The sequence below is a fragment of the Pseudomonas entomophila L48 genome, from assembly GCF_000026105.1.
GTDB classification, from domain to species: Bacteria; Pseudomonadota; Gammaproteobacteria; order Pseudomonadales; family Pseudomonadaceae; genus Aquipseudomonas; species Aquipseudomonas entomophila.
On the sequence record NC_008027.1, the window covers coordinates 5,483,015 to 5,498,906 of the forward strand.

The 15,892-nt window shown below is 64.2% G+C and carries 13 protein-coding genes and 2 pseudogenes; 5 read left to right on the forward strand and 10 right to left on the reverse strand.

Features of this window, described 5'->3' with window-relative positions; translation table 11 throughout:
* Positions 1-135 precede the first annotated feature (135 nt).
* The 4 genes from PSEEN_RS23860 to PSEEN_RS23875 are packed head-to-tail and all read right to left on the reverse strand — an operon-like array spanning position 136 to position 6,021.
* Positions 136-3,153, reverse strand: coding sequence for a sarcosine oxidase subunit alpha (locus PSEEN_RS23860; protein WP_011536146.1), 3,018 nt, complete (start codon positions 3,151-3,153; stop codon positions 136-138).
* Positions 3,150-3,485 (reverse strand): sarcosine oxidase subunit delta, encoded by a 336-nt coding sequence (locus tag PSEEN_RS23865; protein ID WP_011536147.1) that lies wholly within the window; start codon positions 3,483-3,485, stop codon positions 3,150-3,152. The genes PSEEN_RS23860 and PSEEN_RS23865 overlap by 4 nt, the downstream gene beginning before the upstream one ends.
* 16 nt (positions 3,486-3,501) lie before the next feature.
* A complete protein-coding gene (locus tag PSEEN_RS23870; RefSeq protein WP_011536148.1) occupies positions 3,502-4,752 on the reverse strand; it encodes a sarcosine oxidase subunit beta family protein in 1,251 nt (416 codons plus the stop codon).
* Positions 4,753-4,767: 15 nt separating this feature from the next.
* Positions 4,768-6,021: a serine hydroxymethyltransferase gene (locus PSEEN_RS23875; protein WP_011536149.1), complete on the reverse strand. Its 1,254-nt coding sequence runs from the start codon at positions 6,019-6,021 to the stop codon at positions 4,768-4,770.
* Between the two features lie 317 nt (positions 6,022-6,338).
* Between PSEEN_RS23875 and PSEEN_RS23880 the strand changes: the two genes are divergently transcribed.
* Positions 6,339-7,379, forward strand: coding sequence for a threonine aldolase family protein (locus PSEEN_RS23880; protein ID WP_011536150.1), 1,041 nt, complete (start codon positions 6,339-6,341; stop codon positions 7,377-7,379).
* Positions 7,380-7,437: 58 nt separating this feature from the next.
* On the opposite strand, the gene PSEEN_RS27455 is transcribed toward PSEEN_RS23880, so the two are convergent.
* From PSEEN_RS27455 to PSEEN_RS23895, 4 genes and pseudogenes are all read right to left on the reverse strand, one after another.
* Complete coding sequence (locus PSEEN_RS27455; protein ID WP_420806635.1) at positions 7,438-8,175, reverse strand: methyl-accepting chemotaxis protein; 738 nt, start codon at positions 8,173-8,175, stop codon at positions 7,438-7,440.
* A gap of 126 nt (positions 8,176-8,301) precedes the next feature.
* A pseudogene (locus tag PSEEN_RS27460) lies at positions 8,302-9,375 on the reverse strand (HAMP domain-containing protein); the annotation flags it as partial.
* Between the two features lie 184 nt (positions 9,376-9,559).
* Positions 9,560-9,862, reverse strand: coding sequence for a cell division protein ZapA (locus PSEEN_RS23890; protein ID WP_011536152.1), 303 nt, complete (start codon positions 9,860-9,862; stop codon positions 9,560-9,562).
* On the reverse strand, positions 9,859-10,089 hold the full coding sequence (locus PSEEN_RS23895) for a hypothetical protein (protein ID WP_011536153.1): 231 nt from the start codon (positions 10,087-10,089) through the stop codon (positions 9,859-9,861). Before PSEEN_RS23895 ends, PSEEN_RS23890 begins: the two co-directional genes overlap by 4 nt.
* A 292-nt stretch (positions 10,090-10,381) precedes the next feature.
* On the opposite strand from PSEEN_RS23895, the pseudogene PSEEN_RS27465 reads away from it, so the two are divergent.
* Positions 10,382-11,137 (forward strand): annotated as a pseudogene (locus PSEEN_RS27465) (MCP four helix bundle domain-containing protein); the annotation flags it as partial.
* Positions 11,129-11,992: a methyl-accepting chemotaxis protein gene (locus PSEEN_RS27470; protein ID WP_420806636.1), complete on the forward strand. Its 864-nt coding sequence runs from the start codon at positions 11,129-11,131 to the stop codon at positions 11,990-11,992. The pseudogene PSEEN_RS27465 and the gene PSEEN_RS27470, both read left to right, overlap by 9 nt.
* Before the next feature lie 59 nt (positions 11,993-12,051).
* On the opposite strand, the gene gbcB is transcribed toward PSEEN_RS27470, so the two are convergent.
* Complete coding sequence (gene gbcB, locus PSEEN_RS23905) at positions 12,052-13,152, reverse strand: glycine-betaine demethylase subunit GbcB (RefSeq protein WP_011536155.1); 1,101 nt, start codon at positions 13,150-13,152, stop codon at positions 12,052-12,054.
* A 298-nt stretch (positions 13,153-13,450) separates the two neighbouring features.
* Between gbcB and gbcA the strand changes: the two genes are divergently transcribed.
* Entirely contained in the window at positions 13,451-14,743 is a 1,293-nt protein-coding gene (gbcA, locus tag PSEEN_RS23910; RefSeq protein ID WP_011536156.1) for a glycine-betaine demethylase subunit GbcA, read from the forward strand.
* Positions 14,744-14,938: 195 nt separating this feature from the next.
* Complete coding sequence (locus PSEEN_RS23915) at positions 14,939-15,394, forward strand: REP-associated tyrosine transposase (protein ID WP_011536157.1); 456 nt, start codon at positions 14,939-14,941, stop codon at positions 15,392-15,394.
* A gap of 134 nt (positions 15,395-15,528) precedes the next feature.
* On the opposite strand, the gene PSEEN_RS26775 is transcribed toward PSEEN_RS23915, so the two are convergent.
* Positions 15,529-15,861 (reverse strand): hypothetical protein, encoded by a 333-nt coding sequence (locus PSEEN_RS26775; protein WP_011536158.1) that lies wholly within the window; start codon positions 15,859-15,861, stop codon positions 15,529-15,531.
* Between the last annotated feature and the right edge of the window lie 31 nt (positions 15,862-15,892).

The window sequence follows — 15,892 nt, forward strand, 5'->3', positions numbered from 1 at the left end:
TGTTCGGGTCGGCGGCACATCCTGTAGGAGCGGGTTTACCCGCGAATGCGATGGTGGTTTCACCGCCCTATTCGCGGGTAAACCCGCTCCTACAGGGACCTCATTGCCAGCCAGACACCGTTTGCCTTCCGGGCCTTAGACGTTCTGCCGCTCGCCTTTCGGGTCGAAGAACACCGAAGACACGATCTCGGCCTCGATCACGCTGCCATCGGCCTGGGGCGAATACACCCGCTCGCCCAGGCGCTTGAGGCCGCCCTTGACCACGCCCATGGCGAACGAATAACCCAGGGAGTTGGCCGCGTAGCTGGAGGTGACGTGGCCGACCATGTCCATCGGGATCGGCTGCTTCGGATCGAACACCAGCTGGGCGCCTTCCGGCAGCCACACGTTCGGGTCCACAGGCTTGAGGCCCACCAGCTGCTTGCGGTTCTCGCGCACGGTGTCCTCGCGGTTCATGCCCCGCAGGCCGATCCACGAGAACGGCTTGTTGCGGCCCACGCACCAGCTCATGTTGAGGTCGTCCGGGGTCATCGAACCGTCGGTGTCCTGGCCGACGATGATGAAGCCCTTCTCGGCGCGCAGCACGTGCATGGTCTCGGTGCCATACGGCGTGAGGTTGTATTTCTTGCCCGCCTCGACGATCTGCTCCAGTACACCCATGGCGTAGTTGGCCTGGACGTTGATCTCGTACGACAGCTCGCCAGTGAACGAGATGCGGAACACCCGCGCCGGCACGCCGCCGACCAGGCCTTCCTTCCAGCTCATGAACGGGAAGCCTTCCTTGTCCAGGTCGATGTCGCTGACGTCGGCCAGCAGCTTGCGGCTGTTGGGGCCGGACAGGGTCATGGTCGCCCAGTGGTCGGTGACCGAGGTGAAGTACACCTTCATGTCCGGCCACTCGGTCTGGTGGTACAGCTCCAGCCATTGCAGCACGCGGGCGGCGCCGCCGGTGGTGGTGGTCATGATGAAGTGGTTGTCGCCGACGCAGGCGGTCACGCCGTCGTCGAAGACCATGCCGTCTTCCTTGCACATCAGGCCGTAGCGGGCCTTGCCCACGTCGAGCTTGGTCCAGGCGTTGGTGTAGATGCGGTTGAGGAACTCGCGCGCGTCCGGGCCCTGGATGTCGATCTTGCCCAGGGTCGAGGCGTCCAGCAGGCCGACGCTGTCACGCACGGCCTTGCACTCGCGGGCCACGGCGGTGTGGATGTCTTCGCCGGGCTTGGGGAAGTACCACGGGCGCTTCCACTGGCCGACGTCCTCGAACTCGGCGCCGTTCTTGATGTGCCAGGCATGCAGGGCAGTGAAGCGCACCGGCTCGAACAGGTGGCCACAGTGCCGGCCCGCCACCGCGCCGAAGGTCACCGGCGTGTAGTTGGGGCGGAACATGGTGGTGCCCATTTCCGGGATGCCTATGCCGAGCGAGCGGGCGGCGATGGCCAGGCCGTTGATGTTGCCCAGCTTGCCCTGGTCGGTACCGAAGCCCAGGGCGGTGTAGCGCTTGACGTGCTCGACCGACTCGAAGCCCTCGCGGGTGGCCAGTTCGATGGCCGCGGCGGTGACGTCGTTCTGCTGGTCGACGAACTGCTTGGGCGCACGCGCGGTGCCCTTGTCGTGGGGCACCTGGAACAGCGCCACGGTGGCCTCTTCCTTGCGCGCCAGGGTTTTCGGCAGGGTGCCGGCACTGGCCTTGAAACCGGCCTCGGTGGCCGCGCGCACGCCGCCTTCGAAGCCGTCGGCAATCACATCGCCCAGGGCATAGACGCCGTTCACGCCACCGACGCACACACGCTTCTGCGGCGCGTCGCCCGGCACGAAGCCGAGGATGTCTTCACGCCAGACCGGGCGACCGCCCAGGTGCGAAGCCAGGTGAACCACCGGGCTGTAGCCGCCGGAGGTCGCGATCAGGTCGCACTCGAGGGTTTCGCCGGGGCTGGTGACTTTGTGCGCCTGCACATCGATGGCCGCCACGCGGGCGCCAGTAACGTGCTTGCTGCCCTTGGCCTCGATCACGGCGCTGGAGGTGAGGATGCGGATGCCTTTTGCTCGGGCCTCTTCGACCAGCGAGCCACGCGGATTGTGGCGGGCGTCGGCGATGGCGACCACCTGCAGGCCGGCATCGTGCCAGTCCAGCGCGCAACGGTAGGCGTGGTCGTTGTTGGTCGACAGCACCAGCTTGCGGCCCGGCGCCACGCCATAGCGGCGCACATAGGTGGACACGGCGCCGGCCAGCATGTTGCCCGGCAGGTCGTTGTTGCCGTACACCAGCGGACGCTCGTGGGCGCCCGCAGCCAGTACGACGCGATTGGCGCGCACGCGGTGCACGCGCTGGCGCACCTGGCCGATCGGCGCGCGGTCGCCGAGATGGTCGGTGAGGCGCTCGTGGATGGTGAGGAAGTTGTGATCGTGGTAGCCGTTGACCGTGCTGCGCGGCAGCAGGGTGACTTCCGGCAGCGACTCCAGCTCGGCGACGACGGCGTTGACCCACTCGGCGGCCGGTTTGCCGTCCAGCGTCTCGCGGCTGTCGAGCAAGGTGCCGCCGAACTCTTCCTGCTCATCCGCCAGGATGACCCGAGCACCGCTGCGCGCGGCAGCCAGGGCAGCGGCCAGGCCGGCAGGGCCGGCACCGACGATCAGCACGTCGCAGTGCTGGTTCATGTAGTCGTAGCTGTCCGGGTCGTTCTGCAGCGGCGCACGGCCCAGGCCCGCCGCCTTGCGGATGTACTTCTCGTAGGTCATCCAGAACGACTTGGGGTACATGAAGGTCTTGTAGTAGAACCCGGGCGGCATCATGTTGCCACCGACCTTGCCGATGATGCCCATCATGTCGTTGTTGACGTTCGGCCAACCGTTGGTGCTGGTGGCCACCAGGCCTGCGTACAGGGCCTGCTGGGTGGCGCGCACGTTGGGGATCTGGGTGGCTTCGCTGGAGCCGATCTGCAGGATGGCGTTCGGCTCTTCGGTGCCGGCGGCGATGATCCCGCGGGGGCGCGAGTACTTGAAGCTGCGCCCGACGATGTCGACGCCGTTGGCCAGCAGCGCGGCGGCCAGCGTGTCGCCGGCATAGCCCTGGTAGGTCTTGCCGTTGAAGCTGAAGTTCAGCACCTTGCTGCGGTCGATACGGCCGCCGCTGGCGAGGCGATAGGTCTGGCTCATACTTTTTCCCCTTGGCCCTTGGCGGTCGCTGGCGCGGTGCTCTGTTTCGAGGTGGCGGTGACCTGCGGCTTCTCGCCGATCTTGTAGGTTTCCAGGATCTCGTAGGTCACGGTGTCGCGGGTGACGTTGAAGTACTGGCGGCAGCCGGCGACGTGGTCCCACAGCTCGTGGTGGATACCGCGTGGGTTGTCACGGAAGAACATGTAGGTGCCCCACTCCTCGTCGGAGCAGGCATTGGGGTCCAGCGGGCGGGCGATGTGCGCCTGGCCCGATGCGTGGAACTCTTCCTCGGAGCGCAGCTCGCCGCAGTGGGGACAGAAGATTTGCAACATGACGGTTGTCTCCGGGTCAGTGGGCGACGGCAGCGGCGCCGTGTTCGTCGATCAGCGCGCCGTTGTAGAAACGGTCGATGGAGAAAGGCGCGGCCAGCGGGTGCATCTCGCCCTTGGCCAGGCTCGCGGCGAAGACGTTGCCCGAACCCGGGGTGGCCTTGAAGCCGCCGGTGCCCCAGCCGCAGTTGAAGAACATGTTCTTCACCGGGGTCTTGGAGATGATCGGGCAGGCGTCGGGGGTGGTGTCGACGATGCCGCCCCACTGGCGGTTCATGCGCACCCGGGAGAGGATCGGGAACATCTCGACGATCGCCTGCAGGGTGTGCTCGATGATCGGGTAGGAGCCACGCTGGCCGTAGCCGACCCAACCGTCGATACCGGCGCCGATCACCAGGTCGCCCTTGTCGGACTGGCTGATGTAGCCGTGCACGGCGTTGGACATGATCACGCTGTCGATGATTGGCTTGATCGGCTCCGATACCAGTGCCTGCAACGGGTGCGATTCCAGCGGCAGGCGGAAGCCGGCCAGCTTGGCCATGTGGCCGGAGTTGCCGGCAGTGACCACGCCGACGCGCTTGGCGCCGATGAAGCCTTTGTTGGTTTCAACGCCAATCACGGCGCCGTTCTCTTTACGGAAGCCGATCACTTCGGTCTGTTGGATCAGGTCCACGCCCAGGGCGTCGGCGGCGCGGGCGAAGCCCCAGGCCACGGCGTCGTGACGGGCCACGCCGCCACGCCGTTGCACGGTGGCGCCGAGGATCGGGTAGCGGGTGTTCTTCGAGCAGTCGAGGTACGGGATCTCAGCCGCGACCTGCTCGGTACGGATCAGCTCGCCGTCCACGCCGTTGAGGCGGTTGGCGTTGACCCGGCGCTCGGAGTCACGGATGTCCTGCAGGGTGTGGCACAGGTTGTACACGCCGCGCTGGGAGAACATCACGTTGTAGTTGATGTCTTGCGAGAGCCCTTCCCACAGCTTCATGGCGTGCTCGTACAGGTGCGCCGACTCGTCCCACAGGTAGTTGGAGCGCACGATGGTGGTGTTGCGGGCGGTGTTGCCGCCGCCCAGGTAGCCCTTCTCGACCACCGCCACGTTGGTGATGCCGTGCTCTTTCGCCAGGTAGTAGGCCGTGGCCAGGCCATGGCCGCCACCGCCGACGATGACCACGTCGTAGACCTTTTTCGGGGTCGGCGTGCGCCACATGCGCTGCCAGTTCTCGTGGTGGCTGAGGGAGTGCTTGAAGAGGCCGAAGCCTGAATAACGTTGCATGGTGTTCTGCTCCACTCAGCGGTAGACCGGGAAGTCGGCGCACAGGGCGGCGACGTTCTTGGCCACATCGGCCTCGACATCGGCGTCGCCCAGGTTGTCCAGCACATCGCAGATCCAGCCGGCCAGCGCCACGCACTGGGCGACCTTGAAACCACGGGTGGTGACGGCCGGGGTGCCGATGCGCAGGCCCGAGGTGACGAACGGCGACTGCGGGTCGTTGGGCACGGCGTTCTTGTTGACGGTGATATGGGCGCGGCCGAGGGCGGCGTCAGCGTCCTTGCCGGTCAGGCCCTGGCGGATCAGGCTGACCAGGAACAGGTGGTTGTCGGTGCCGCCGGAGACCACGTCGTAGCCGCGCTCGATGAACACCTGGGCCATGGCCTGGGCGTTCTCGATGACCTGCTTCTGGTAGGCCTTGAAGCCGGGTTCCAGCGCTTCCTTGAAGCACACCGCCTTGGCGGCGATCACGTGCATCAGCGGGCCGCCCTGGGCGCCGGGGAACACCGCAGCATTGAGCTTTTTCTCGATCTCTTCGTTGGACTTGGCCAGGATCAGGCCGCCACGCGGGCCGCGCAGGGTCTTGTGGGTGGTGGTGGTGACCACGTCGGCGAAGGGGATCGGGTTCGGGTACAGGCCGGCGGCGACCAGGCCGGCGACGTGGGCCATGTCGACGAACAGCAGCGCGCCGACTTTATCGGCGATCTGGCGGAAGCGTGGGAAATCGAGGGTCTTCGAGTAGGCCGAGAAACCGGCGACGATCATCTTCGGCTTGTGCTCGACGGCCAGGCGCTCGACTTCGTCGTAGTCGATCAGGCCGGTGGTGGTGTCGATGCCGTACTGCACGGCGTTGTACAGCTTGCCCGAGGACGACACTTTCGCGCCGTGGGTCAGGTGGCCGCCGTGGGCCAGGCTCATGCCCAGGATGGTGTCGCCGGCCTGCAGCAGGGCCAGATAGACGGCGCTGTTGGCCGAAGAGCCGGAGTGTGGCTGAACGTTGGCGTAGTCGGCGCCGAACAGCTGCTTGGCGCGCTCGATGGCCAGGGCTTCCACCTTGTCGACGTGCTCGCAACCACCGTAGTAGCGCTTGCCCGGATAGCCCTCGGCGTACTTGTTGGTCAGGCCGCTGCCCTGGGCCTGCATCACGCGCTTGCTGGTGTAGTTCTCCGAGGCGATCAGCTCGATGTGATCTTCCTGGCGCTGTTCCTCGGCATTCATCGCCGCCAGCAGTGCGTCGTCATAACCCTGGATCTGGTCTTGCTTGCTGAACATCGTGTATCTCCCGGCAGCGATCGTTTCTTGTCTGGTGAGGGTTTTCCCACCCTTTGCAGCGATGGTATGACCGGGCACGGCGGCACAGATGCCTGCGCGCGCCTTGCAATGGCGCGTTTACGACATTCACCTGCAAGCGTCGCGTCGGCCTGTAGGAGCCAGCCTTGCTGGCGAATCGACCTAACTGCCATGGGCAAGGCTGCGCCTTGCATCGCCAGCAAGGCTGGCGCCTACCGGGAAGCATCGTGGCCTGTATAGGCAACCGCCAAATCGATGGTTTAGAGTGCGTGCCTGCGTCGTACAAAAGGACAGGCGTCATGACCGACAACAATCAACAATTCGCCAGCGACAACTACTCCGGCATCTGCCCCGAAGCCTGGGCGGCCATGGAAAAGGCCAACCACGGCCACCAACGCGCCTATGGCGACGACCAGTGGACCGAACGCGCCTCGGAATACTTCCGCAAGCTGTTCGAGACCGACTGCGAGGTGTTCTTCGCCTTCAACGGCACCGCCGCCAACTCCCTGGCCCTGGCCTCGCTGTGCCAGAGCTACCACAGCGTGATCTGCTCCGAGACCGCCCACGTCGAGACCGACGAATGCGGCGCGCCGGAGTTCTTCTCCAACGGCTCCAAGCTGCTGACCGCCGCCAGCGTCAACGGCAAGCTGACGCCTGAATCGATCCGCGAAGTGGCGCTCAAGCGCCAGGACATCCACTACCCCAAGCCCCGCGTGGTGACCATCACCCAGGCCACCGAAGTAGGTACCGTGTATCGCCCTGAAGAGCTCAAGGCGATCAGCGCCACCTGCAAGGAGCTGGGCCTGAACTTGCACATGGACGGCGCGCGCTTCACCAACGCCTGTTCGTTCCTCGGCTGCTCGCCGGCCGAGCTGACCTGGAAGGCCGGGGTCGATGTGCTGTGCTTCGGTGGCACCAAGAACGGCATGGCGGTGGGCGAAGCGATCCTGTTCTTCAATCGCGACTTGGCCGACGATTTCGACTACCGCTGCAAGCAGGCCGGGCAGCTGGCGTCGAAAATGCGCTTCTTGTCGGCACCGTGGGTGGGGCTGCTGGAAGACGGCGCCTGGCTGCGCCATGGCAAGCATGCCAACCACTGCGCGCAATTGCTGGCGTCGTTGGTGAGTGACTTGCCGGGTGTGGAACTGATGTTCCCGGTGGAAGCCAACGGGGTGTTCCTGCAGATGCCGGAGCATGCGCTGGAGGCCCTGCGTAACAAGGGCTGGCGCTTCTACACCTTCATCGGTAGCGGCGGCGCGCGGTTCATGTGTTCTTGGGATACACAGGAATCGCGGGTGCGTGAGCTGGCGGCGGATATCCGCGCGATCTTCGGCGCCTGACCGACAGCATTCGCCGGCAAGCCGGCTCCTACGGGAGCTGGCTTGCCGGCAAAGCGATCTAGAGCCTGAAGCCGCCCATCTGCCGCGCCAGGTCATCGGCCAACCCACGCAACGCCTGGCACTCCTCGCGACACCCCTGCACTTCACTGGCCGTCTGTCGCGCCAGGTCGGAAATCCCCTGCACGTTGCGGTTGATCTCCTCGGTCACCGCCGACTGTTCCTCGGTCGCCGTCGCCACCTGGTGGTTCATGTCGCTGATGCGTTCGACCTGGTCGGTGATCGCCCCCAGCGAGGTGCCCGTACGCTGGCTTGATTCGACACCGCTACCGGTCGCCTGCTGCCCCGCCTGCATCGACGCCACGGCGGTGCCCGCGCCCTGCTTGAGACGGTGAATCATCTGCTGCACCTCGTCGGTGGACACCTGGGTGCGCCGCGCCAGGGTGCGCACTTCGTCGGCGACCACGGCGAAACCACGCCCCATCTCGCCCGCCCGAGCAGCCTCGATGGCAGCATTGAGCGCCAGCAGGTTGGTCTGTTCGGAAATACTGCGGATCACCGCCAAAACTTCATCGATCGAGGCGACTTCGTCGGCCAGTTGCGTGACCGCCTCGGCGGCACGGCCGATCTCGCCGGACATGCCCTCGATACCGTGGATCGAACGACGTACCACCTCCCGCGCCTGCAACGCCTCGTCGCGCGCCGACTGGGAAGCCTGCGCGGCGGCGCCGGCATTCTGGGCGATGTCCTGCACGGTCAGGCCCATTTCATGAACGGCAGTGGCGACCATCTCGGTCATTTCCTGCTGCCGCCCGGAGCGATCAGCGGTGTTATCCACAACCTGGGTGACCTGCTCTACCGACAGGTGCAGGCGCTCGGTGGTGCGCAGCACTTCGCCGATCAGGCCGCGTTGGCTGTCGAGGAAACGGTTGAAGCCCCGCGCCAGGTCACCCAGTTCATCCTGGCGCGAGTCGTCGAGGCGATGGCTGAGGTCGCCTCCACCACTGCCGATCTGCACCAACGCCGCGGTGACCTGGCGAATCGGCCGCACCAGCCCGCGCGCCAGCAGCACCACCAGCAACAGCGACACCAGGGCAACCGCACCGCCGATCAGGCTGGTCAGCCAGACGGCGTGATGCATCTGGGCATAGATCTCGGCCTCCGGCACCTCGGCGACCAGGGTCCAGTTCAGATCGCGCAGGGGCAGGCCCAGTGCCAGATAACGCTCACCGTCACGGTTGAAGCGGGTGCTGCGCAATCCAGCGGCGCCGCTCATCACAGCCTTGGCCGCTTCCGCGTCCAGTTGCTCGGCCAGTTGGCGCTTGCCGCTGAACTGCTGGTCGGGATGCACCTGGATCAGGCCATCGTTGCGCACCAGGAACACCTTGCCATGCTCGCCGAAGCTGAAATCATGGATTAGCTTCGACAGTTCAGTCATGCGCAGGCCCATGCCGGCCACGCCGACCAGCTGGCCAGCCTTTTCCACCCGGTAGTCGATGAACAGCGCCAGTTCACCCGTGGAACCGTCGATGTCGATGTTGATCAGGCGCTCGGCGCCACTGTCGATGTAGCCGTAGAACCACTTGTCCTTGGGGTTGGCGCGGCTGAGGGTGCGGTCCAGGCCCTTCTCGTTGTAGTAGTGGCCGGTGCTGGTGGAGGCGAACAGGGTGGTGAAAGCCTTGTTGCGCTGCTTGGCGGCCTCGAGGTATTCGATGAAGCGTGGCAGCTCGGCGGGGTTTTCCCCGGCCGCCAGCCAGTCACGCAGCAGGGTGTTGCCGGCGATGTCCGCCGCCGCCACCAGCGGCTGGCCGAGCATACGCTCGATATCGTTGCGAATCGCCTCGACACTGGCCGGCAGCGCCGTGTCGACCAGGTAGCGCTCGGTGAGGCGGTTGACCGCCACCGTGTAGATCGCCACCACCACCAGGATGCTCGCCAGCAGGGCGCCGCCCATGCTCGCGATCAGTTGCCACTGGATACTCCGCCGCCAGATGCGCATGCCAATCTTCCCCGCCAATTATTGTTTTTGGGAAAGTGTATACACTCAAGTATCCGATCAATCCACAGATATTGAACAATACAAATACCCCCTGTAGGAGCCGGCTTGCCGGCGAACGCGTCGGTGACTTCACCGCATGGTTCGCCGGCAAGCCGGCTCCTACAGGGGGTTGCGCAATCTGTTGTTATTGGTCGCCGATGGTCCGGCTGATGGCGTCGACGGTGGCGTCGATCTGCGCCTGGGTGCGCTCGAGGGTGCGGTCGTGCTCGCGCTGCAACTCGATCTGCTTGGAGCACAGGTTCAGGGCGGCCAGCACCAGCAGCTTGTCACCAATCAGGGTCGGGAACTGGCGCTTGGTTTCGGCCAGGGCGACATTGAGCATGCGCACGGCCTGGTTCAGGGTGTCTTCCTGGCCCTCGGGGGCCTTCAGCGAATAGTCGTTGCCGAGGATCGACACGACATTGATCGGCTGTTCTGGCCGTCTCATGCGTTCACGACACCCGCGCTGGCGCGCTCGACCAGGGCCTGGATGCGTGCGGCGGTGGCGCCGTGCTTCTCTTCCTGTTCCATCAGCGACAACTGCAGGCTGTCGTTCTCTTCCTTGGCCTGGGCCAGTTCCTGGCTGAGGCTGGCGTTCTGCTCGGCCAGTTGCGCGTTCTTGTGCATCAGGTCGCTGACCAGTTGCTCGAGTTGATTCAGGGAAGTTTCCAACATGCGTCTATCTCGGGTTGTTGCAAAGGGCGCACACGATAAGGAAAAACCTGCGCCCCCGCCATTAAATATCGGATTCAAAAGGTTTTTGCCAGGTTCAGGTTGACCCGGGATCCGCCCCCTTGTTCCAACCTGGATCAACCGCTGGTCAGGAAAATAGTTAGCTGCCTCACAATTTCTGCATTTCGGACTCAAGACTGGCCAGTCACGACCGATAGGCAGGCAGGTCTTCTTCCGTCGCATGGATCGCGGCACCTCTTCTGCCTTGGGAACTGCCTCCATGTCCTTACGCAATATGAATATCGCGCCGCGCGCGCTGCTCGGGTTCGCCGTGATCGGCCTGCTGATGCTGGGCCTCGGCGTCTTCTCGCTGATCCAGATGGGCAACATCCGCCAGGCCGGCGTGACCATCGAGGAAGTCAGCGTACCCAGCATCAAGACCCTCGACGAGCTGACCGCGCTCAACCTGCGCCTGCGCACCCTGTCCTATCGCCTGCTGCTCAATCGCGAACCGGCCACCCAGCAGGACACCCTGCGCCTGCTGGACGAGCGCAACGCGCAGATCGACAAGGCCCGCCGCGCCTACGAGCCGCTGGTGACCGCCGCCGACGAGAAGGCCGCCTTCGACCAGTACGGCCTGCTGCTCAACCAGTACCGCCAGCTCGAGGCACGCATGCGCACGCTGAGCCAGGCCGGCGACCTGGACGCCCTGCGCGACCTGCTCAACCGCGACCTGCTGGACAACTCCGAGCAGATCAACAAGATCATGGACACCCTGGTGCGCATCAACACCGACCAGACCAGCGCCACCAACGACCAGGCCGCCGCCCAGTACAGCGGCGCCTTCGGCCTGGTGATCAGCCTGCTGGTGGCCGCCACGGTGCTGACCCTGCTGTTCGCCTTCCTGCTCACCCGCAGCATCGTCAAGCCCATCGACGAAGCGCTGAAGTCCGCCGAGCAGATCGCCGAGGGCGACCTCACCCACCACATCGACGCCGAAGGCACCGACGAGGCCGCGCGCCTGCTCAAGGCCATGGCCAAGATGCAGGACAAGCTGCGCGACACCCTGCAGCTGATCGCCGGCTCCGCCACCCAGCTGGCCTCGGCCGCCGAAGAGCTCAACAGCGTCACCGACGAGAGCGCCCGTGGTCTGCAGCAGCAGAACAACGAGATCGAGCAGGCCGCCACCGCCGTCACCGAAATGACCAGCGCGGTCGAGGAAGTGGCGCGCAACGCGGTGAGCACCTCGGAAGCCTCCAGCGAAGCCAGCCGTTCGGCCGGCGATGGTCGTGACCTGGTGATGGAGACCGTGGGTGCCATCGAGCGCATGAGCGGCGACGTGCAGGCCACCGCCAAGCTGATCACCCACCTGGCCGAGCAATCGCGCGATATCGGCAAGGTCCTCGACGTGATCCGTGGCCTGGCCGACCAGACCAACCTGCTGGCGCTCAACGCCGCCATCGAGGCCGCCCGTGCCGGTGAGGCTGGCCGTGGCTTCGCCGTGGTCGCCGACGAAGTACGCGCCCTGGCGCATCGCACCCAGCAGTCCACCAGCGAGATCGAGCGGATGATCGGCAGCATCCAGGGTGGCACCGAGCAGGCCGTGGACTCGATGCGCACCAGCACCGAGCGCGCCGAGTCGACCCTGAACATCGCCCGTGGCGCGGGCCTGGCGCTGGACACCATCGCCGGCGCGGTGGCGCAGATCAACGAGCGCAACCTGGTGATCGCCAGCGCCGCCGAAGAGCAGGCTCAGGTGGCCCGCGAGGTGGACCGCAACCTGGTGAACATCAACGACCTGTCGGTGCAGAGCGCCACCGGGGCGAACCAGACCAGCGCGGCGAGCGCCGAGCTGTCGCGCCTGGCGGTGGACCTGAGCAGCCTGGTGGCCCGCTTCCGCACCTGAAAGCATTCGCCGGCAAGCCGGCTCCTACACCCGTAGGAGCCGGCTTGCCGGCGAATGGCTCAATACTCGATCCGCACATCCCCTTTCGGCACGCTGCAGCACGACAAGATGTAGCCCTCAGCTTCATCCTCCTCGGTGATCCCGCCGTTGTGCTCCATCTCCACCTCACCACCCAGCTTGAGCACCTTGCAGGTGCCGCAGATGCCCATCCCGCAAGCCTTGGGAATCATCAGCCCGACCTTGGCCGCCGCCGCATGCACGGTCTCGCCCGGGGCCACGCGGATGCTCTTGTCGCTGCCGACGAACTCCACCAGGTTGAGATCGGCCACATCCAATTCCGGTGCATCAGCGGCCTGCTCGGCGTGCTCCACCGCATCGGCCTTGGCCTCTGGCGGCGTCGCGCCGAACGATTCCTCGTGGTAGTTCTTCATGTCGAAACCGACGGCTTCGAGCATGCGCTTGACCGCGCTCATGTAGGGCGTCGGGCCGCAGCAGAAGATGGTGCGCTCCAGGTAGTCTGGGGCGATCAGCTCCATCAACCGCTGGTTCAGGTAGCCGCGGTAACCCGCCCACGGCTCGCCCAGCCCGTGTTTCTCGCAAATGATGTGCAGGCTGAAGTTGGGGATGCGCGAAGCCATCTGTTCCAGCTCGCGGTGGTAGATGATGTCCTTCGGTGAACGGGCGCTGTGCACGAACACCATGTCGACGTTGGCGTTGGTGTCGTAGAACCAGCGCGCCATGGACATGACCGGCGTGATACCCACGCCGCCAGAGAGGTACAGGACCTTGGGCGCCGGGAAGTCGATGGCGTTGAACAGCCCCACCGGCCCGTGCACCGGCAGTTCGGCGCCTTCGTGCATGGTGTCGTGGAGGAAGTTCGACACCAGCCCGCCCGGCACGCGCTTGACGGTGATGGAGAAGCTGTAGGGTACCGAGGGCGAGCTGGAGATGGTGTACGAACGCATCACCGGCTTGCCTTCGATCTCCAGCTCCAGCGTCACGAACTGCCCGGGCTTGAAGAAGAACATGATCGGCTGGTCGGCCATGAAGCAGAAGGTGCGCACGTCCCAGGTCTCCTGGATGACCTTGACGCAGCGCACGATGTGGCGGCCATTGGCCCAGGTCTGGGTGGTGACCGGATTGAGGAAGGTATCGGACATGTTCATCTCCAGCAGCCGACTGTCGGCCATTCTTATGGCTCCGATAATGCGCAAGCCGGGGGCTGTGTACATTCCCATCCGCGACATCGGCGTGCTTATCGCGACCAGCCCCGCGCTACAAGGGTTGGCGCGTCGGAATTCGATTCGGCCATGTCGCCCGTGGACATGGCCGTTTCCCGGCTCGAACGCACACTCCGGCAAAAGAACAGGTTGTTTATCCACAGCAGCCTTGCGGCATAAAAACAACGAAACGATTAGCCACCTTTCGCCGGCCGACCACGGCCCTGAGGACCACACGATGGACGTCACCGCAACCCTGAGCCTGGGCGATCCACTGGAACCTGCACGCAAGGCCACCGCCGAGATGCTGCAGACCCGCGAGCGCACCTACTCGCTGCCGCAACCGTTCTACAGCGACGAACGCCTGTTCCAGATCGACATGCAGGAGATCTTCCACAAGGAGTGGCTGATCGCCGGCCTGGTGTGCGAGATCCCGGCCAAGGGCAACTACATCACCCTGCAGATCGGCAAGAACCCGATCATCGTGGTGCGTGGCGCGGAAGGTAAGGTGCATGCCTTCCACAACGTCTGCCGCCACCGCGGCTCGCGCCTGTGCGTCAGTGAAAAGGGCAAGGTGGCCAAGCTGGTGTGCCCGTACCACCAGTGGACCTACGAGCTCGACGGCCGCCTGCTGTTCGCCGGCACCGAGATGGGCGCCGACTTCGACATGAACCAGTACGGCCTCAAGCCTGTGAACGTGAAGGTGGCCGGTGGCTACATCTTCATCAGCCTGGCCGAGAACCCGCCGGCCATCGACGAGTTCCTGGCAACGCTCGACCACTACATGGAACCGTACGACATGGAGAACACCAAGGTGGCGGTGCAGACCACCTTGATGGAAAAGGCCAACTGGAAGCTGGTGCTGGAGAACAACCGCGAGTGCTACCACTGCAACGGCTCGCACCCCGAGTTGCTGAAGACGCTGCTGGAGTGGGACGACACCAACGACCCGCGTGCCAGCCAGGAATTCAAGGACCACGTGGCCGCCTCGGCCGCCGCCTGGGAAGCCGAGAAGATCCCGTACCTGCACAAGAGCCATGGCCTGCGTAACCGCATCGTGCGCATGCCGCTGCTCAAGGGCACCGTGTCGATGACCATGGACGGCAAGCAGGCCTGCCAGAAGCTGATGGGCCGCATCAAGAACCCGGACCTCGGCTCGATGCGCATCCTGCACCTGCCGCATTCGTGGAACCACTGCATGGGCGACCACATGATCGTGTTCACCGTGTGGCCGATCAGCGCCCAGGAGACCATGGTCACCACCAAGTGGCTGGTGCACAAGGATGCGGTGGAGGGGGTCGACTACAACCCCGAGGACATGCGCAAGGTCTGGGACGCGACCAACGACCAGGACCGCCGGTTGGCCGAGGAGAACCAGCGGGGGATCAACTCCACCGCCTATCAACCTGGGCCTTATTCGAAGACCTATGAGTTCGGCGTGGTGAACTTCATCGACTGGTACAGCCAGCGTTTGCTGAACAACCTTGGCGCCGAGCCTGCGTCCTACCTCAAGGAGATCAAGGCGCAGTAACCTGCAAACACCCCCCATCCCGTAGGAGCCAGCTTGCTGGCGAACCTGGCGACCCTGTTCGCCAGCAAGCTGGCTCCTACAGTCTTCTCCGCCGCACCCGCAAATTGCGCTGCTGGCGTTACATCCAGCTTCAATATCAATCCACCCTCAAGAAATTCAATTCCTAGACTCTCCCCACCACAGAGGAGATCACGGATGAAAATCGCCCATTCCCACCGCTTGAGAACCGGCCGCTACTCCGAACCAGGCCGCCCATACATCATCACCAGCGTCGTACTCGATCGAGAACCGCTGTTCTCCGACTTCCAACTCGCACGCCTGCTGGTCGCTGAACTGCGCCACGCCCATGACCAGCAATGGGCACGCAGCCTCTGGTGGGTGGTTATGCCCGACCATTTTCACTGGTTGGCGGAACCACAAGAAGTCGACCTCTCCAACCTCGTGCGCAAGGTCAAATCCAGGAGTACCCGCCTGATCAATGCAGCAGCCTCCCGCCAAGGCCGCCTCTGGCAAAAGAACTTCCACGATCACGCCCTGCGCCAGGACGAAGACATCCGCACAGCAGCTCGCTACATCGTCAGCAACCCCCTGCGGTCCGGGCTCGTGCGCAGCTTGCGCCACTACCCACACTGGGATGCCGCCTGGCTCTGATCAAAAAACACCCAAACCACCGCAGCCCACGCCCTTCAAGGTGTGCAGATACCCACCAACACTTTATCCACAGCACGGCCAACAGCAATTGTGGAAACTCTGCAAAAAAATACAGACATGGAACTGGTCAATTTTTAATCATTTACGTGTAAGCCAATGAATTCAATGGCTCCAGGGTTATCCAAACAACTTGTCCACACGTTCGCCAACAGACTTTGTGAGCAAGTCGCCGCCTGTGCGAAAACCTGCTGTGGATAACACTGCAACCCTCTGAAAATACTGATTTCCAGGCAGAACCAGGCCCCGTCGATCACTTTTTGATCAAAACCGCCAAAGCCAATGAAATCAAAGCCTGCAGCACATACCAAACATATTATCCACAGACCCGCCAACAGCCATTGTGGGCAATATTCACCCTCCACCCCACCGCGGAAATGAAAAAGCCACGGACGGGCCGTGGCTTTCACTGATCAAAAATCGCTCAACTCTCTGTAAGCC